The sequence below is a fragment of the Erwinia magellanica genome, from assembly GCF_039023495.1.
Lineage (GTDB): Bacteria > Pseudomonadota > Gammaproteobacteria > Enterobacterales > Enterobacteriaceae > Erwinia.
On the sequence record NZ_JBCHVC010000007.1, the window covers coordinates 21,253 to 39,594 of the forward strand.

General features: G+C 54.7%; 18 protein-coding genes. 13 read left to right on the forward strand and 5 right to left on the reverse strand.

What is annotated here, in order from left to right; all coding sequences use genetic code 11:
• Positions 1 to 2: 2 nt before the first annotated feature.
• Positions 3 to 1,163 (reverse strand): cystathionine gamma-synthase, encoded by a 1,161-nt coding sequence (metB, locus tag AAH450_RS19475; protein WP_342911690.1) that lies wholly within the window; start codon positions 1,161 to 1,163, stop codon positions 3 to 5.
• A gap of 280 nt (positions 1,164 to 1,443) precedes the next feature.
• Here metB and metJ point away from each other — a divergent pair, with 280 nt between their 5' ends.
• Entirely contained in the window at positions 1,444 to 1,761 is a 318-nt protein-coding gene (metJ, locus tag AAH450_RS19480; RefSeq protein ID WP_013200201.1) for a met regulon transcriptional regulator MetJ, read from the forward strand.
• A gap of 167 nt (positions 1,762 to 1,928) precedes the next feature.
• Here the strand turns inward: metJ and rpmE are convergent, their stop codons facing one another.
• On the reverse strand, positions 1,929 to 2,141 hold the full coding sequence (rpmE, locus tag AAH450_RS19485) for a 50S ribosomal protein L31 (protein WP_306208963.1): 213 nt from the start codon (positions 2,139 to 2,141) through the stop codon (positions 1,929 to 1,931).
• 215 nt (positions 2,142 to 2,356) lie between these two features.
• On the opposite strand from rpmE, the gene priA reads away from it, so the two are divergent.
• The 7 genes from priA to rraA all read left to right on the forward strand — a co-directional run bounded on the left by priA (position 2,357) and on the right by rraA (position 10,481).
• Positions 2,357 to 4,555: a primosomal protein N' gene (gene priA, locus AAH450_RS19490; protein ID WP_342911691.1), complete on the forward strand. Its 2,199-nt coding sequence runs from the start codon at positions 2,357 to 2,359 to the stop codon at positions 4,553 to 4,555.
• 182 nt (positions 4,556 to 4,737) lie between these two features.
• A complete protein-coding gene (gene cytR / locus AAH450_RS19495; protein WP_342911692.1) occupies positions 4,738 to 5,775 on the forward strand; it encodes a DNA-binding transcriptional regulator CytR in 1,038 nt (345 codons plus the stop codon).
• Between the two features lie 174 nt (positions 5,776 to 5,949).
• Complete coding sequence (ftsN, locus tag AAH450_RS19500) at positions 5,950 to 6,831, forward strand: cell division protein FtsN (RefSeq protein WP_342911693.1); 882 nt, start codon at positions 5,950 to 5,952, stop codon at positions 6,829 to 6,831.
• A 90-nt stretch (positions 6,832 to 6,921) separates the two neighbouring features.
• Positions 6,922 to 7,452, forward strand: coding sequence for an ATP-dependent protease subunit HslV (gene hslV / locus AAH450_RS19505; protein WP_147200319.1), 531 nt, complete (start codon positions 6,922 to 6,924; stop codon positions 7,450 to 7,452).
• Positions 7,453 to 7,463: 11 nt separating this feature from the next.
• Positions 7,464 to 8,795 (forward strand): HslU--HslV peptidase ATPase subunit, encoded by a 1,332-nt coding sequence (gene hslU / locus AAH450_RS19510; RefSeq protein ID WP_342911694.1) that lies wholly within the window; start codon positions 7,464 to 7,466, stop codon positions 8,793 to 8,795.
• 184 nt (positions 8,796 to 8,979) lie between these two features.
• Complete coding sequence (locus tag AAH450_RS19515) at positions 8,980 to 9,888, forward strand: 1,4-dihydroxy-2-naphthoate polyprenyltransferase (protein WP_342911770.1); 909 nt, start codon at positions 8,980 to 8,982, stop codon at positions 9,886 to 9,888.
• Positions 9,889 to 9,995: 107 nt separating this feature from the next.
• Positions 9,996 to 10,481: a ribonuclease E activity regulator RraA gene (rraA, locus tag AAH450_RS19520; protein ID WP_318791875.1), complete on the forward strand. Its 486-nt coding sequence runs from the start codon at positions 9,996 to 9,998 to the stop codon at positions 10,479 to 10,481.
• A gap of 39 nt (positions 10,482 to 10,520) precedes the next feature.
• On the opposite strand, the gene zapB is transcribed toward rraA, so the two are convergent.
• Positions 10,521 to 10,760, reverse strand: a complete 240-nt coding sequence (zapB, locus tag AAH450_RS19525) for a cell division protein ZapB (RefSeq protein ID WP_318791874.1) — start codon at positions 10,758 to 10,760, stop codon at positions 10,521 to 10,523.
• 449 nt (positions 10,761 to 11,209) lie between these two features.
• On the opposite strand from zapB, the gene AAH450_RS19530 reads away from it, so the two are divergent.
• The 3 genes from AAH450_RS19530 to glpX all read left to right on the forward strand — a co-directional run bounded on the left by AAH450_RS19530 (position 11,210) and on the right by glpX (position 14,718).
• Positions 11,210 to 12,058 carry an MIP/aquaporin family protein gene (locus tag AAH450_RS19530; protein ID WP_342911695.1) on the forward strand — a complete coding sequence of 283 codons (849 nt, stop codon included), beginning with the start codon at positions 11,210 to 11,212 and terminating at the stop codon, positions 12,056 to 12,058.
• 32 nt (positions 12,059 to 12,090) lie between these two features.
• Positions 12,091 to 13,605, forward strand: coding sequence for a glycerol kinase GlpK (glpK, locus tag AAH450_RS19535; RefSeq protein WP_342911696.1), 1,515 nt, complete (start codon positions 12,091 to 12,093; stop codon positions 13,603 to 13,605).
• Positions 13,606 to 13,707: 102 nt separating this feature from the next.
• On the forward strand, positions 13,708 to 14,718 hold the full coding sequence (glpX, locus tag AAH450_RS19540) for a class II fructose-bisphosphatase (RefSeq protein ID WP_342911697.1): 1,011 nt from the start codon (positions 13,708 to 13,710) through the stop codon (positions 14,716 to 14,718).
• A gap of 154 nt (positions 14,719 to 14,872) precedes the next feature.
• Here glpX and emrD read toward each other — a convergent pair whose 3' ends face one another.
• The gene (emrD, locus tag AAH450_RS19545; RefSeq protein WP_342911698.1) at positions 14,873 to 16,051 is read right to left on the reverse strand and encodes a multidrug efflux MFS transporter EmrD; all 1,179 of its coding nucleotides are present in this window, start codon (positions 16,049 to 16,051) and stop codon (positions 14,873 to 14,875) included.
• A 290-nt stretch (positions 16,052 to 16,341) separates the two neighbouring features.
• On the opposite strand from emrD, the gene fpr reads away from it, so the two are divergent.
• Positions 16,342 to 17,088: a ferredoxin--NADP(+) reductase gene (fpr, locus tag AAH450_RS19550; protein WP_318791870.1), complete on the forward strand. Its 747-nt coding sequence runs from the start codon at positions 16,342 to 16,344 to the stop codon at positions 17,086 to 17,088.
• An 83-nt stretch (positions 17,089 to 17,171) separates the two neighbouring features.
• Here the strand turns inward: fpr and AAH450_RS19555 are convergent, their stop codons facing one another.
• Positions 17,172 to 17,615 (reverse strand): DUF805 domain-containing protein, encoded by a 444-nt coding sequence (locus AAH450_RS19555; protein WP_318791869.1) that lies wholly within the window; start codon positions 17,613 to 17,615, stop codon positions 17,172 to 17,174.
• Positions 17,616 to 17,706: 91 nt separating this feature from the next.
• Between AAH450_RS19555 and AAH450_RS19560 the strand changes: the two genes are divergently transcribed.
• Positions 17,707 to 18,300: a DUF1454 family protein gene (locus AAH450_RS19560; RefSeq protein WP_342911699.1), complete on the forward strand. Its 594-nt coding sequence runs from the start codon at positions 17,707 to 17,709 to the stop codon at positions 18,298 to 18,300.
• The last annotated feature ends 42 nt before the right edge of the window (positions 18,301 to 18,342 follow it).

The window sequence follows — 18,342 nt, forward strand, 5'->3', positions numbered from 1 at the left end:
GCTTACCTCTTGGCCGCTATCCGGAATGCATTATCCAGATCGGCGATTAAATCTTCGTGATCTTCAATTCCCACCGAAATTCGCAGCAGGGTTTCTGAAATACCGGCGGCAGCACGCGCTTCCGCCGACATCCCCGCGTGGGTCATCGTCGCGGTATGGGAAATCAGGCTCTCTACCCCACCCAGCGATTCCGCCAGGGTAAAGAGTTCCAGAGCTTTCAGAAAACGGCGCAGCGCGGCTTCATTGCCGTCAAACTCAAAACTTAGCATGGCACCAAAGCCTTTTTGCTGACGTACCGCAAACTGATGCCCGGCGTTTTCCGGCAGGGAGGGATGATACAACTTTTTCACCAGCGGTTGTTGCTTCAGGTAATCAACAATCGCCAGGGCATTACGCTGTGCAGCCGCCATACGCGGTGCCAGCGTTCGCATTCCACGTAACAGTAAATAGCTGTCGAAGGCGCTGCCGGTAACGCCAATATTATTGGCCCACCATGCCAGCTCCGTCACCAGAGCAGGGTCTTTCGCAATAACGGCTCCGGCTACCACATCCGAATGCCCATTCAGATATTTTGTGCAGGAGTGCAGCACCAGATCGGCCCCCAGCGCCAGCGGGTTTTGCAGTGCCGGACTGAGAAAGGTGTTATCTACCACGGTGATTGCACCAGCTTCGGTAGCGGCTTTGCAGATAGAGGCGATATCCACCACGCGCAGCAGAGGATTGCTGGGGCTTTCAATCAGCACTAATTTTGGCTGTTCCGCCAGCGCGGCTTTCAGTGCTGCCTCATCGCCCTGATCAACAAACTTCACCCGGTAAGCGCCCCGTTTGCTCAGACTGTCAAACAAACGGTAGCTGCCACCATAACAGTCATGGGGCGCCACCAGCAGGTCACCGGGCTTCAGGAAAACGGTACAAACCAGATGAATGGCCGACATACCGGTGTTGGTCATGACCGCACCGGCACCGCCCTCCAGCTCGGCCAGCGCGCGCTGAACTACGTCACGGGTGGGATTGCCACGGCGTGAGTAGTCATGGGCACGAGGCTCATTGAAATCGGTAAAGTTATAGGTGCTGGAGAGGTGGATCGGCGGGACAACACAGCCATATTGCTCGTCATCATTCAAACCGCTGCGTACCGCGATGGTTGCCTGTTTACGCGTCATGGTGCATAAATTCCTGACTGAAGAGAAGAGCGCTTAGCATAACAGGGCACAGATAGACGTCAATACATCTGGACATCTAAATGTCTTTGCGTATAGATTGAGCAAACGGGCAATAACCGTTAAGATTATGTCGCTATAGCCCTCAGAAAGTTGAGCCAATGCAGTGTGATGGTCAGCAACTTCGGGCATAATTAGCCGAATTTCGGTATATCCCCCGCGCCATTGACGCAGGCGTCTGGCAAGCAAGGTATTTCAATTTTAATGATGACTAAGGTAACCCATGGCTGAATGGAACGGCGAATATATCAGCCCGTACGCTGAGCACGGCAAAAAAAGCGAACAGGTTAAAAAAATCACGGTATCCATTCCGTTGAAAGTATTAAAGATTTTAACCGATGAGCGCACCCGCCGTCAGGTGAATAATCTGCGACATGCCACTAACAGCGAGCTGCTGTGCGAGGCGTTCCTGCATGCTTTTACCGGCCAGCCCTTGCCGGATGATGTTGATCTGCGTAAAGAGCGCAGCGATGAAATCCCTGAAGAAGCCAAAGCTATAATGCGCGAAATGGGTGTCGACCCCGATACCTGGGAGTACTAGCTTCAGCGGAGGGGGTCTGGTGACGCCCTCTTGTTGTGGCAAAGCGGTCTTATTCAGGCCGCTGTCAGAAATAAAAGCGTATTCATTAAAAGCAGGCATAAAAAAACCCAGCCGAGGCTGGGTTTTTTTCGTTGCATCCGAAACGGAGACCGTCTCGTGCAGGCAGCTTATTTGCTGCCAGGGATGCTGAAACGCTTGTTGAAGCGGTCAACACGACCACCGCTGGCAACATCACGCTGCTTACCGGTGTAGAACGGGTGGCACTGACCACACACGTCCAGGTTCAGGTCGTGACCCACGGTTGAGCGGGTTTTGATTTCGTTACCGCAAGAACATTTAGCAGTAACTTCAGCGTAATTAGGGTGAATACCTTTTTTCATGGGAAAACCTCAGTTAAGGCCGTGTCGCTCTCCCGTGCCAGGATTAGCCCTGCACCGGCACCACACGAAGATTAAAATTCAGGTGTTTTGATACCAAAATGCCGTATCAACGGCGGCGAACTATACAGAGAATAACTGTCCACTGCAATCGAATCCGCACATTCAGGAAGACACAGTGTACACTATCTCGCTCACAATTTCATCCGGAAGATTTCATGCCCGTTGTTCAGGTCGCGCTACCCGTCCCGCTTGCCCGCAATTTTGACTATGCGTTGCCCTCTCACCTGCCCGTTCCGCTGGCGGGGGCAAGGGTTAGTGTGCCCTTTGGCAAGCGTAAGGCAATTGGCGTGGTAGTGGGAATTGCAGAGACCAGCGATTTCCCGATCGATCAGCTGAAAGCCGTGCATGAGGTACTGGATACTGAGTCGCTCTATCCCCCTTCGCTATGGCGGATCCTGCTCTGGGCAGCGGATTACTATCACTATCCGTTAGGAGAGGTGTTGTTCCATGCCATGCCCGTTCTGCTGCGTCAGGGAAAACCGGCCCAGGAAGCGCCTTTATACCAGTGGGTTATCAGTGAATTGGGAAAAGAGACCGCCTCAGAGAGCCTGAAGCGGGCGCCAAAGCAGCAGCAGGCGCTGGCCGCGCTTCGTCAACGCGCCCTCTACCGGCACGAAATCAGTCAGCATGACATCACGGATGCCACCTTACAGGCGCTGCGGGCAAAAGGATTGTGTGATTTGCGGGCGCAGCAGCGTGCCCATCAGGACTGGCGCACAACCTATGCGGTCAAAGGTGAGCGATTAAAACTCAACACCGAGCAGGCCACAGCCGTAGGCGCCATTCGCAGCGAAGATGACCATTTTGCCGCGTGGCTGCTTGCCGGGATCACCGGCTCCGGCAAAACCGAAGTTTACCTGAGCGTACTGGAAAATGTGCTGGCGAACGGTGGCCAGGCGCTGGTACTGGTGCCTGAAATTGGGCTGACGCCGCAGACCATCGCCCGTTTCCGGGAACGCTTTGCCGCGCCCGTCGATGTGCTGCATTCCGCACTTAACGACAGCGAACGCCTCGCCGTCTGGTTACGTGCCCGTCAGGGTGAAACCGCCATTGTTATCGGCACGCGCTCTGCCCTGTTTACTCCCTTCGCCCGTCTTGGCGTGATCATTATTGATGAAGAGCACGACAGCTCCTACAAACAGCAGGAAGGCTGGCGCTATCAGGCGAGAGATTTAGCGGTGTTTCGCGCCCGGCAGGAAGATATCCCGATTGTGATGGGTACCGCCACGCCAGCGCTGGAAACGCTGCACAACGTGCAGATGGGAAAATATCGTCAGCTTAATCTGAGTAAGCGCGCCGGGAATGCCCGCCAGGCTACGCAGCAACTGATTGATTTGAAAGGCGTGAAGCTACAGGGCGGTTTATCGCCTCTGCTAATCAAAAAAATCGATATGCACCTGAAAGCGGATAATCAGGTTTTACTTTTCCTGAACCGGCGCGGTTTCTCACCGGCGATGCTCTGCCATGAGTGCGGCTGGATAGCCGAATGCCAGCGCTGCGACCGTTACTACACGCTGCATCAGCATCATCACCAGCTTCGCTGCCACCACTGTGACAGCCAGCGGCCCGTTCCTCATCAATGCCCGCAGTGTGGATCAACCCATCTGGTGCCTGTGGGCCTGGGCACGGAACAGCTGGAACAGAATCTGGCTGAACATTTCCCCGACGTGCCTCTTTCACGCATTGACCGTGACACCACCAGCCGCAAGGGAGCACTGGAAAAGCATCTTGCTGATGTGCATCGCGGCGGAGCAAGAATTCTGGTGGGTACGCAGATGCTGGCTAAGGGGCACCACTTCCCGGACGTGACCCTGGTCTCTTTGCTGGATGTGGATGGCGCCCTTTTCTCCGCTGACTTCCGTTCGGCGGAGCGTTTCGCCCAGCTCTATACCCAGGTTGCGGGACGTGCCGGGCGAGCGGGGAAACAGGGTGAGGTACTGTTGCAAACGCACCATCCGGAACATCCGCTGCTGCAAACACTATTGCATCAGGGATACGATGCCTTTGCGCTCCAGGCGCTGAATGAACGTAAGACCGTGTTTCTGCCGCCCTTTACCAGCCATGCGCTGTTTCGTTCCGACGATCACGATAACCAGCAGTCTGCTCTGTTCCTGCAACAGTTGCGCAATCTGCTCGAAGCCAGCCCTTTAAAAGATGAAGGGTTCTGGGTTATGGGGCCTGTTCCGGCCTTGCAACCAAAGCGCGGTGGCCGCTATCGCTGGCAATTGCTGTTACAGCATCCTTCCCGTGGCGTACTCCAGCGGCTGATAAAAAATTCACTGCCGTTAATCAACACATTGCCTCAGGCCCGAAAGGTGAAATGGACGCTGGATGTGGATCCTACCGAAGGCTGAAACGGCCTGAGGTTGCGGGCAGCATCGAAAAAAGTCGTACAGGTCACATTTTTTATGCAAATTAAGTAACAGGCTGCCGTTTCATCTGTTAAACAGTAGGAAGTGAGCGGGAAAGGCATCCGTAGTGGCACTTTGAGAGTGAGGATCGTCCCCCGTCGCTCAGGGGCGTGAGGAGATAGAGGTTGGAGCAGAATCAAGAGACAACCGGCGCGACCATGAAGGACGTGGCTGAGAAAGCAGGCGTATCAACGGCGACCGTTTCGCGCGCGCTGATGAACCCGGAAAAGGTCTCTACAGCAACGCGTAAAAAAGTTGAACAGGCAGTGATAGCCGTTGGCTACTCCCCTCATTCCATGGCGCGCAGCGCCAAACGCAGCGAGTCCCGCACCATCCTGGTTATTGTGCCGGATATCTGCGATCCCTTTTTCAGCGAGATGATCAGAGGGATTGAGGTCGTGGCCGCCGATCGGGGCTATCTGGTGCTGATTGGGGATTGCGCGCATCAGAACAAGCAGGAAAAGTCCTTTCTTAACCTGGTGATGACCCGCCAGATTGATGGCATGGTGCTGCTGGGGTCTCAGGTTCCTTTCGATACGGGCATTGAAGAGCAACGCAACCTTCCTCCTATGGTGATGGCCAACGAATTTGCGCCAGAGCTGGAACTGCCCACCGTCCATATCGATAACCTTACCGCAGCATTTGAAGCCGTGAATCACCTGCTGAAACTGGGTCACAGCCGCGTCGCCTGCATCGCCGGGCCGCAGGATATGCCGCTGTGCCACTATCGACTACAGGGCTATATCCAGTCATTAAGGCGTAACGGGCTTGCTGTCGAACCGCAGTATATAGTGCGTGGAGACTTCACCTTTGATGCCGGTTCACGGGCCATGAAGCAGCTGATGGCGCTGCCGCAACCTCCTGATGCGCTGTTCTGTCACAGTGATATTATGGCGCTGGGTGCGATGGCACAGGCCAAAATTATGGGGCTGCGCGTGCCTCAGGATCTCTCATTAATTGGTTTTGATGATATAGAACTCTCCCGCTACAGCGACCCACAGTTAACTACAGTCGCTCAGCCGCGCTTTAATATCGGTCGGGAAGCGATGCTACTGTTACTGGAGCAACTGGAAGGGAAACCGGTCAACAGTGGTTCACGCCTGCTCGATTTTGAACTGAAAATTCGCGGAAGCACTGCTCCATCGCTGCGTTTCAGAGAGTGAAAAGCAAAATATTCCTCTCTGCGCGCCCGCAAAAACAAGATTCAGCAGATTCTTAGAGGTATCCCCGCTGGTCAAACTTCCGGCCCTTGAGTAACATGGCGAGCTGATAGCCGGGCGCGCCAGCTCTGTATAGTTGTCCGGCCTCACTTTTCATTGATTATTAGCGGAACGATAGTGGCACAAAAAGATTACGTAGGCCGCGGGCGTTCGACAGGGACGCGTCGCAAAAAGACCAACAGTCGCAGTAAAAAGCGCAGTGGCGGTTCAGGGGTTCCAAAAGTCATGGTAGTGCTTGCCGTTGCCGTTCTGGTGACGTTTGTCGGCGGCCTGTGGTTTATTGCCCATCATAAAAAAGAAGAGACGCCGGTTATCCCCGATCATAAAGCCGTAGGAAATGGCCTGCCGCCGAAGCCGGAAGAGCGCTGGCGCTACATTAAAGAGCTGGAAAACCGTCAACTTACCGTTCCCACGCCTGTAGAGCCTTCTGCCGGCGGTGAAGTGCATTCCCAGACGCAGCTGACCGATGAACAGCGACAATTACTGGAACAGATGCAGTCTGATATGCGTCAGCAGCCCACGCAGCTGAATGAAGTACCGTGGAACGAGCAGACGCCAGCCCAGCGCCAGCAGACGTTACAGCGCCAGCAGCAGCAGAGTCAGCTACAGCAGCAGTCGCGTATGCAGCAAGCGCCGCAAACAACCCGGCCTGCGCCGGTCACGCCAGCGCCCGTCACCCGCGCGCCGGTAAAACAGGCGCCGCAGCCCGCAACGCAGACGGTTCAGCAGCCTAAAGCAGAGAGTAAGCCGAAAGAGAAAGAGGCGGAGAAATCCCAGCGCTGGATGGTGCAGTGCGGCTCCTTTAAAGGCACCGATCAGGCCGAATCCATCCGTGCCCAGCTCGCCTTCGAAGGATTTGAAAGCCGCATCACTACCGGCGGTGGCTGGAATCGCGTGGTTATCGGCCCGTATAACAGCCGCTCCTCCGCAGACAGCACGCTGAAACGCCTGCGAGGCTCTGGCCACTCAAATTGTATTCCTCTCGCTACCGGGGGTTGAAACCCTTTAAAGCTGCCCCATATCTGAATGCATCAATGCCCCGCAGGTGGACTGCGGGGATATCTACTGACTGCAACAAGGGGTCTGCCCGTGACAACAATTGTAAGTGTACGACGCAACGGCCAGGTAGTAATTGGCGGTGATGGCCAGGCTACCCTCGGCAACACCGTAATGAAAGGCAACGTCAAAAAAGTGCGTCGTCTCTATAATGACAAAGTCATTGCCGGTTTTGCTGGCGGGACTGCAGATGCCTTTACGCTGTTCGAACTTTTCGAACGTAAGCTGGAAATGCATCAGGGTCATCTGGTGAAAGCCGCCGTGGAGCTGGCGAAAGACTGGCGTACCGACCGTATGCTGCGCAAGCTGGAAGCGCTGCTGGCGGTAGCGGATGAAAACGCCTCTCTGATTATTACCGGGAATGGCGACGTCATTCAGCCGGAAAACGATTTAATTGCCATTGGTTCCGGTGGTCCTTACGCACAGGCAGCCGCCCGGGCGCTGTTGGAAAACACCGAGATCGGCGCGCGCGACATCGTTGAAAAAGCGCTGGGTATTGCAGGCGACATCTGCATCTATACCAACCACAATCTCACCATCGAAGAATTACCTTCTAAAGCGTAAGGATCCCAATTATGTCCGAAATGACTCCGCGCGAGATCGTCAGCGAGCTGAACCGTTTTATTATTGGCCAGGATAATGCCAAGCGTGCGGTGGCTATCGCGCTGCGCAACCGCTGGCGCCGCATGCAGCTTGATGAAGAGCTGCGTCACGAAGTGACCCCGAAAAATATTCTGATGATCGGCCCAACCGGCGTGGGTAAAACCGAAATTGCCCGTCGCCTGGCAAAACTGGCCAACGCGCCGTTCATTAAAGTAGAAGCGACCAAGTTCACGGAAGTGGGCTACGTGGGGAAAGAGGTGGATTCCATTATCCGCGATCTGACCGACTCTGCGCTGAAAATGGTCCGTTCACAGGCGATTGAAAAAAACCGCTATCGTGCCGAAGAGATGGCAGAAGAGCGTATTCTGGACGTCCTGATCCCGCCAGCCAAGAACAACTGGGGCCAGCCTGAAGAAGCTGCTGAACCTTCTGCAGCGCGTCAGTCTTTCCGCAAGAAATTGCGTGAAGGCCAGCTGGACGAGAAAGAGATTGAGATCGATCTGGCCTCTTCATCGATGGGCGTAGAGATTATGTCTCCGCCGGGTATGGAAGAGATGACCAGCCAGTTGCAGTCGATGTTCCAGAACCTGGGCAATCAGAAGCATAAGCCGCGTAAGCTGAAGATCAAAGACGCGATGAAGCTTTTGATTGAAGAAGAAGCGGCCAAGCTGGTTAATCCGGAAGAGCTGAAACAGGAAGCTATCGAGGCGGTTGAACAGCACGGTATCGTCTTTATTGATGAGATCGACAAAGTCTGTAAGCGCGGTGAAAGCTCCGGCCCGGACGTATCGCGCGAAGGCGTTCAGCGTGACCTGCTGCCGCTGGTGGAAGGCTGTACCGTCTCTACCAAGCATGGCATGGTGAAAACCGATCACATCCTGTTTATCGCCTCAGGCGCGTTCCAGGTCGCCAGCCCTTCAGACCTTATCCCGGAGCTACAGGGTCGCCTGCCAATTCGCGTTGAGCTTCAGGCGCTGACCACGCACGATTTCGAGCGCATCCTGACCGAACCTAGCGCTTCCGTTACTGTGCAGTACAAAGCGTTAATGAAAACCGAAGGCGTGGATATCAACTTTACCGAGGAGGGCATCAGCAAAATTGCTGCCGCCGCCTGGCAGGTAAATGAGACCGCTGAAAATATCGGCGCACGCCGCCTGCATACAGTGCTGGAGCGGCTGATGGAGGATATCTCCTATGATGCCAGCGATCTGAACGGCCAGTCCTTCACCATTGATGCGGAATATGTTGGCAAGCATCTGGATGAGCTGGTTGCAGATGAAGATCTGAGCCGCTTTATTCTGTAAGGCGCGTCAAGCTCAGCAAGAAGGAGGCTCCGGCCTCCTTTTTTTACGTCTGAATGTTATCTGTATTGGTCACTATCCTTGACGTGGAATAACTCTCCGGCCTGAAACGGACGCTACTATAGCGTCACGATGTGCATCCCCTTCAGCAAAGGCCTCTGCCATTATGACGGACAATCTGCATTCCATTACTGCCCTCTCCCCTTCCCGCGCCTGGCTTGAGAGCCTTCGCCTGCGTACGCTACCGCTGGCCTGTGCCTCGGTGATCACCGGCTCTTCGCTCGCCTGGTGGCAGGGACATTTTAATCCCGGCACCGCAATAATGGCTTTGCTGACCACCGCGCTGCTGCAAATTCTCTCTAACCTGGCAAACGATTATGGCGATGCGGTGAAAGGCAGCGACACGCCTGACAGACTTGGCCCGTTACGGGGTATGCAGAAAGGGGCCATCACTCAGCAGCAGATGCGCATTGCCCTGATCTTTACCGTGGCCCTCACAATAGTATCGGGCGTGATGCTGATCCTCCGGGCCTGTCGGTCGGTTAACGATATAGTGGGGTTTATCGGACTGGGCGCGGTCGCGATTGTCGCCGCTATCGCCTATACGGTGGGCAAAAAACCTTATGGCTATCTCGGCCTGGGGGATGCTTCCGTGCTGATCTTCTTTGGCTGGCTGGGGGTCACAGGAAGTTATTATCTTCAGGCGCATAACCTGCCGGTGATGCTGTTTTTGCCCGCTACCGCCTGCGGGCTGATGGCTGTCGCCGTGCTTAACGTGAATAATATGCGCGATATCGACAGCGATCGGCAAAACGGGAAATACACGCTGGCCGTGCGTTTAGGCGCTATTAATGCCAGACGTTACCATTCACTTCTGCTGGCGGGCGCTGTGCTCTGCTGTGCCCTGTTTGCCGTGATGAGTTCGCTCAATTCTGGTGGCTGGCTGTTTCTGCTGGCAACGCCGCTGCTGAACAGTCATCGTCGCTATATCATGCAGCAAACCTCGGCCGTTGCCATGCGTCCGATGCTGGAGAAAACGGTCAAATCGGCCCTGCTGCTTAACCTGCTTTTTTCGTTTGGTCTGCTGCTCAATTAAGTGCGATGTGTTTGACTCATCGCAACTTTTAACAATTGATGATTTTGCCAACAGCGGCGAGAAAGCGATATACTTAAAGTTCCTGTGGCAAACAGACGAAACCCCTTATGAAATATGATACTTCTGAACTCTGCGACATCTACCATGAAGATGTAAATGTCGTTGAACCGCTCTTTTCAAACTTCGGTGGCCGTACCTCGTTTGGCGGGCAAATCATCACGGTAAAATGTTTCGAGGACAACGGGCTGTTATACGATCTGCTGGAGGAGAACGGTCGCGGTCGTGTGCTGCTGGTGGATGGCGGGGGGTCGGTTCGTCGTGCCCTGATCGATGCGGCGCTGGCCAGACTGGCGATGCAGAACGAGTGGGAAGGCATTGTGGTCTACGGTTCCGTGCGTCAGGTTGACGATCTGGAAGAGCTGGATATTGGTATTCAGGCCATTGCCGCTATTCCGGTTGGCGCTGCGGGCGAAGGTATTGGCGAAAGCGACATCCGCGTAAACTTTGGCGGCGTCACCTTTTTCTCCGGCGACCATCTTTATGCCGATAACACCGGCATCATCCTTTCTGAAGATCCGCTGGATATCGAATAAAAAAATGGGTGCCGCTGGCACCCGTTTCTTATCTGAAAGTTAAACTTCTTCCATTTTTCCCAGCAGCGCACGCAGACGCTCCTGCCAGACAAGCTGCTCTTCTTTCAGGTGCTGATTTTCACGCACCAGAGAATCACTGTTTCCCGCAGCCTGTTGAACCTGCTGATTCAGATTGTTGTTCTGCTCTTTCAGCTCTTCAATTTCCATCTGCAACAGCGTGATGGTATCAATAGCCTGCTGTACTTTCGCTTCAAGTTTCTCAAACACTTCAAATGACATTATAAATAACCTCTTCTAATCGCAACCCGTTGATATTGCCAGCCGCAGATCATGAAGGGGTAAACCGGCATTCCACGGATAACAACGATAATCCGATTGTAAATAGAGCAGCCCGCCAAGTCCAGCGGCGAACCCACCCAGGGTGCAGTCTGTAACAATTTTCAGCATAGACCTGGTATCCGCAACATTAGCCGTTTAAAAAGTAAGGCTATAGTTAATAATTTTCGACAAAAGACCCTTTAAACGAAAATGAAATGGTGTTTTAGGAAAGCCAAAAGACGCGAAAACGCTCATTTTTATGACACAGCACACAACTTTTGATTTCGCTATTTCTCGTTTATGCTCGTTAACGATAAATTTACATCAGCCCTACATTAGATTTGGGCGGCTCACGGAATGAGAAAAAAAGCGCAGTACAACATTTAACCTCGCCTTCAGGAAATGTCATCATGAGTCAGACTGCAACAAGCACGCTTAAAGGGCAGTGCATCGCCGAATTCCTTGGTGTCGCCACCATTATCTTCTTTGGTGCCGGCTGTGTCGCCGCCATGAAACTGGCTGGCGCAAGTTTTGGCCAGTGGGAAATCAGTATTATCTGGGGGATTGCCGTTGCAATGGCAATTTATCTCAGCGCCGCCATCTCTGGTGCGCATCTAAACCCAGCCGTAACCCTCGCACTCTGCCTGTTTGCTAACTTCGATGGACGTAAGGTTGTCCCCTATATCCTTGCGCAAATAGCCGGGGCATTCTGTTCTGCCGCGTTAGTTTACGGCCTCTACTACAATTTGTTCCTGGATTATGAACAGTCTCATCAGATGATCCGTGGCACGGTTGAGAGCCTCGATCTGGCGGGAATTTTCTCGACCTATCCTAATCCACATATCGGCGTGGGCCAGGCTTTCATCGTTGAAGCAGTGATCACCGCCGTGATGATGGGCCTGATTATGGCACTGACCGATGACGGTAACGGTCTGCCTCGCGGCCCGATGGCGCCTCTGCTGATTGGCCTGCTGATTGCGGTTATCGGCGGTGCTATGGGCCCGCTGACCGGCTTTGCTCTTAACCCGGCTCGTGATTTCGGACCAAAGCTCTTTGCCTGGCTGGCAGGCTGGGGTAACGTCGCCTTTACCGGTGGTCGTGATATCCCTTATTTCCTCGTGCCGATCTTTGGCCCGATTGTTGGTGCCAGCCTGGGTGCATTTGGTTACCGCATTTTGATAGCCCGTAATCTGCCTGGTGCCACCGCCGTAAAGAAAGATGAGAAGACGATAGCGCGTACTGAGCAGCGCAAAGCGTAAGTGTTAACCCTTTTCACCATCAGGAATGAATTATGAACACAGAAAAAAAATACATTGTCGCGCTCGACCAGGGCACAACCAGCTCTCGTGCGGTAATCCTGGATCATGACTCCAATATTGTGGCGGTCTCCCAGCGCGAATTTCAGCAAATCTATCCTAAGGCTGGCTGGGTTGAGCATGACCCGATGGATATCTGGGCCTCGCAAAGCTCCACGCTGGTAGAAGTGCTGGCACATGCCGATATTCGCTCTGATGAGATTGCCGCTATCGGCATCACCAATCAGCGTGAAACGGCCATTGTCTGGGACAAAGAGACCGGCAAACCGATTTATAACGCTATCGTCTGGCAGGATCCGCGCACCGCTGACTACTGTGCGAAGCTGAAAAGAGAGGGCCTGGAAGAGTATATCCAGCACACCACCGGCCTGGTCATCAACCCCTACTTCTCCGGCACCAAGGTTAAGTGGATCCTGGATCATGTTGAAGGCTCCCGCGAGCGCGCGAAACGCGGTGAACTGCTGTTCGGTACGGTCGACTCCTGGCTGGTATGGAAAATGACGCAGGGACGGGTTCATATCACCGATTACACCAACGCCTCGCGTACCATGATGTTCAATATTCACAAGCTGGAATGGGATCAGCGCATGCTGGATATTCTTGATATCCCACGCGAAATGCTGCCAGAAGTGAAATCCTCTTCAGAAGTGTACGGCCAGACTAACATCGGTGGTAAAGGCGGTACGCGTATTCCTATCGCCGGTATTGCCGGTGACCAGCAGGCCGCCCTCTATGGCCAGCTGTGCGTTGAGCCTGGCATGGCGAAGAACACTTACGGCACCGGTTGCTTTATGTTGATGAACACCGGTACTGAAGCGGTTACCTCCACCAACGGCCTGCTGACCACCATCGCCTGTGGTCCACGCGGTGAAGTGAATTATGCGCTTGAAGGCGCTGTGTTCATCGGTGGTGCCTCTATTCAGTGGCTGCGTGATGAGATGAAGCTGATCGGTGATGCTACCGACTCCGAGTATTTCGCCAGCAAAGTGAAAGACAGCAACGGCGTTTACATGGTTCCTGCTTTCACCGGTCTGGGCGCGCCCTACTGGGACCCCTATGCCCGTGGCGCCATCTTCGGCCTGACGCGTGGCGCAAATGCTAACCACATCATTCGCGCAACGCTGGAGTCGATTGCTTTCCAGACGCGTGACGTGCTGGAAGCGATGCAGATTGATGCCAACACTCGTCTGCAATCCCTGCGCGTGGATGGTGGTGCGGTAGCCAACAACTTCCTGATGCAGTTCCAGTCCGATATCCTGGGCGCGCGCGTTGAGCGTCCGGAAGTCCTGGAAGTGACCGCGCTGGGTTCCGCTTATCTGGCTGGCCTTGCGGTCGGCTTCTGGAACGATCTGGACGAAGTTCGTGCTAAAGCCGTTATTGAGCGTGAATTCCGCCCAAGCATCGAAACCACCGAGCGTAATTATCGCTACGCAGGCTGGAAGAAAGCGGTCTCTCGTGCCAAAGCATGGGAAGATCAGGACGATTCGTAAGTCTGTCAATGCGCCCGCGGTCACCTGACTGCGGGCTTTTCCCCCTCTCCCTTCTCTCCGCTGTGATAAACTTTCCGCCTCACTTCTTCTCCGGGGCCAATCATGAAACGAGAACTTGCCATTGAATTTTCACGCGTAACGGAAGCCGCTGCTCTGGCAGGCTACAAATGGCTGGGACGCGGCGACAAAAATGCTGCGGACGGTGCCGCCGTCCATGCTATGCGCATTATGTTGAATAACGTGGATATTGACGGAGAGATCGTCATTGGCGAGGGCGAGATTGATGAAGCCCCGATGTTATATATCGGCGAAAAGGTTGGCAGCGGCAGAGGCGATGCCGTGGATATCGCCGTCGATCCGATTGAAGGCACGCGGATGACCGCCATGGGCCAGGCGAACGCCCTGGCTGTGCTGGCCGTAGGCGATAAAGGCTCGTTCCTGAACGCGCCCGATATGTATATGGAGAAACTGATCGTCGGGCCGGAGGCTAAAGGCGCTATCGATCTGGCGTTACCTCTGGAAGAGAACCTGAAACGCGTGGCGCAGGCGCTGCAAAAGCCCCTTTCAGAGCTGACCGTTTCCCTGTTGGCAAAACCGCGCCATGACGCAGTCATCGCTGAGTTACAGCAGCTTGGCGTACGGATATTTGCTTTTCCCGATGGCGATGTGGCCGCCTCCATCCTTACCTGCATGCCGGACAGCGAAGTTGACGTGCTCTATGGCATTGGCGGCGCGCCGGAAGGAGTGATCTCGGCAGCGGTGATCCGCGCAATGGATGGCGATATGCAGGGTCGTCTGCTGGCACGCTATGAAGTCAAAGGGGATACGCCAGAGAATCGCTTACTGGGCGAGCAGGAGCTGAAGCGCTGTCAGGAGATGGGGATTGAAGCCGGTAAAATTTTACAGCTCGGCGACATGGCGCGGAACGATAATGTGATCTTCGCAGCCACCGGCATCACCAGCGGTGATTTGCTGAAAGGCATCACGCGTAAAGGCAATATCGCTACCACGGAAACGCTGCTGGTACGCGGTAAATCACGCACTATCCGCCGCATTCAGTCGATTCACTATCTCGACAGAAAAGATAAAAACCTGCATCCGTTTATTCTGTGATCTCTGCATTCCACCGGTTAAGCGAGCCTGAGGCGTTCAGGCTCTGCTTGTAGCCAGCCAACTTATCAGGGCCGATGCGTTTCGGCCCTGACTTATGCTAAACATCTGTCTGAGTCACGCCGATTCCGCGAAAGTGCCCCAGGCCTGTTGAATTTCAGACAGCATGTGGCTCAGGACGGCGCGAAAGCGGCAGCCAGCAGAGCAGGATCAGCAGCGCCATCGCAAACATCAGCATGCCCAGGCTGAACTGACCCGTTTGCGGCAGCAGCGCTGAAAGCCATGCGGCTAAGCCTGACCCCAGGTTCTGCAACCCACCCAGCAAAGCGCCCGCCGTGCCGGCCATATAGGGCCAGGGTTCCATCGCACCGGTAGTCGCCAGTGGGAACAGCATCCCCGCGCCAAAGAAGAACAGCGCCGCTGGCACCACCAGCGTCCAGATAGTCATTACGCCAAACCAGGCGGGGATCCACATCAGCGCGCCCGCTAACAGGCAACTGTTAACCGACCACCACATCAGCTGCTGGAAAGGCCGGTTTTCCCGTCCGGCAAACCAGGCGCCAAAAAAAGCGGCGGGAATGGGCAAAATAAACAGCAGGCTGACGGTAAGGCTGTTCAGCCCCAGTACGCCACCCATCAACACCCCACAGCTCGCCTCAAACACGGCAATGCCGCCCAGCGCACCCATCAGCATAATCAGATAGCGGATAAAGGTGCTGTCGGCCAGCAGCGGGCGATAGCGGGAAAACAGGGCGCGCTTTTCAGAAGGCGCAGGCCGCGTTTCTGGCAGCCAGCGCAGCATAGCGACGCCCACGCAGCCACAGAGCAGCAGCAGGAAAGCAAAGCAGGCCTGCCAGCCGAACAGATGCGTCAGCAACGCGCCAACCACCGGGGCCACCAGCGGGCTGACCAGAATGCCCATATTCAGCAGGCTGTTCGCCAGCCGCAATGCGCCGCCGGCATACAGGTCGCGCGGCATCGTTCGTGCCATCACGCCAGCCACACCGGTACCCAGGCCCTGAATTGCGCTTCCCAGCACCAGCTGGTCAAAGGTAGGTGCCAACAGCGCAGTCACCGTGCCCAGACAGAAGATACTAAGCCCCGCCAGAATCACCGGACGGCGGCCAATGTTATCGGAGAGCGGGCCATACAACAGCTGCGATCCGCCATAGGTCATCAGATAGGCTGCCATCACCCGCTGGACGGCCCCCTCGCGGACGTTAAATACCTCAGCAATGGCAGTCATTGCAGGCACATAGATGGTTTGCGCCATCTGTCCCACAGCCACCAGCGCAATCAGCATCACTAACAGATGCCCGTTTTCTAATTTTTTCATTTTTTATTCAGCACAATTACCGGCGCTATCTGCAAAATTCAGGGATAACGCACGTGGAGAGGATCTTATGGCGTGGAAAATATCAGGATTTGATGACAAAGGGAGTGGGGAGCCGAAAAATCACTGGCCGCGTAGTGTCAGTGAAAGCGGGCACACCGTAAATCAATCTGTACGTTATAGTGACAAGGGTCAGTTTGTCGATACGAGCTTTGTGCCGCAGAGAGACTGGAAAAGCTGGCGCCGAGTGGCGAAGATAGCGTCAGGCCCCCACCCCGATAAAGGAGAAGTTTATGGCCGAATGGGTTAACGCCAGGATCAAAGAGGTGAATGACTGGACAGAGAGCTTGTTCAGTCTCGTCGTCACCGCCCCTATCGACCCGTTTACCGCTGGTCAGTTTGCCAAACTGGCGCTGGAGATTGACGGCGAACGCGTGCAGCGCGCCTATTCTTACGTGAATGCGCCCAGCGACACTAATCTGGAGTTCTATCTGGTTACCGTGCCGGAGGGCAAGCTCAGCCCGCGCCTGCATGCGCTGAAACCCGGTGAAGAGGTAATGATCACCAAAGAGGCCTCCGGGTTCTTTGTGCTGGATGAAATTCCTGAATGCAAAACGTTATGGATGCTGGCTACCGGCACGGCCATTGGGCCTTATCTTTCGATTTTGCAGGAAGGAAAAGGGCTGGAGCGTTTTGAAAATATCGTGCTGGTACATGCCGCGCGTTACGCACAGGATCTGAGCTATCTGCCGCTGATGCAGCAGCTTCAGCAGCGCTACAACGGCCAGTTGCGTATTCAGACCGTTGTCAGCCGGGAAGAGAGCGTCGGTTCACTGACCGGCCGCGTGCCGGCTCTGATTGCCAATGGTGAGCTGGAAGCAGCCGTAGGGTTGCCAATGCAGGCGGAAAGCAGCCATATCATGCTGTGTGGAAACCCGCAGATGGTCAGGGATACGCAGCAGCTGCTGAAAGAGACCCGCGATATGCGTAAGCACCTCAAGCGCAAGCCAGGCCATATGACCGCCGAGCATTACTGGTAATTGGCGGCTGAGCATGACTGGCAATCCGGCCTACAGAGCCGGGTATTGCTGATTATCCGGCAGTTTAACTCTGACCACAGAGGTTACTGGTAATCTGGCAGCTTGCGTCCAAAATAGTTGACCGGGCTGGCCGCTCTGCCAAAGCGGTTCATGCCCTGGGTACCGCTGAAGGTGCCCAGCTCAAGCGTCATTGTGACCAGAATCAGCGTGGGGACAAAGCGATCAAGCGCCCACTGCCAGTGCTGCGGCAGCATCTCCCAATCCCTTGCCAGCATCATCCAGGCGACCAGCAGCAGCAGCGCCCACCAGGCGCTTTTATTACGATCGTGCAGGCGCTTGACCACCACTGCGCTGGTGGGCAGGAGCAGGAAAACCACAAGGAATGCCGCCGTCTGGCGACTTATCCAGCCGCGATCGGCCAGGGTGTAGAGCACGACCATCAGAGCCAGCCATACTGTCAGCCAGACCCAGAAATCGCGCCGTCTCAGGCGGCCTCGCCAGGAAAAACACCACGCTTGTAAGGTCATTTTTTATCCCTCAGAACAGCGTCAGGCTTTGACTTTGCCGGTCATTGTCCGTTCTAATCTTGAGTTGAATTTTAAGGTTAGGGCAGACGGAATGAATAAAGTGATTTTTCTGGGCATTACGGCACTGTTAATGCTGACAACAGCCCAGGCGGAGGATGCCCCCGCTGCGCAGGATCGCACTGAACACCTGCCTGCCGCGCCCTATCTTCAGGCTGGATCGCCTACCTTTGATATGACTATCGGCCAGTTCCGCGAAAAGTATAATGCTATCAACCCCACGTTACAGATTGCTGAATATCGCGCAATCGATAACCGTGGGGATAAAAGTAATTTGACCCGCGCCGCCAGCAAGATCAATGAAAATCTCTACGCTTCCACCGCACTGGAGCAGGGAACCGGAAAGATCAAAACCTTACAGATAACCTGGTTGCCGGTGCCTGGCCCCGATGAGAAAGCGGCACGGGATAAAGCGCTGGCTTACATGGCCGCCATGACGCGCTTTTTTGAGCCTACGCTCAATGTAGAACAGAGCCTGAAGCGGCTTAACGACGTGCTGAACAAGGGCAAAGGATCGCGTTACTTCACCCAGGATGAAGGCGCTGTGCGCTACATCGTGGCGGACAATGGCGACAAGGGACTGACCTTTGCCATAGAGCCGATTAAATTAGCGCTGGCGGCCAACTGACCCCCAGCAAAGATGACGAAAAGCAAAGCCTTTAGGGGTTTT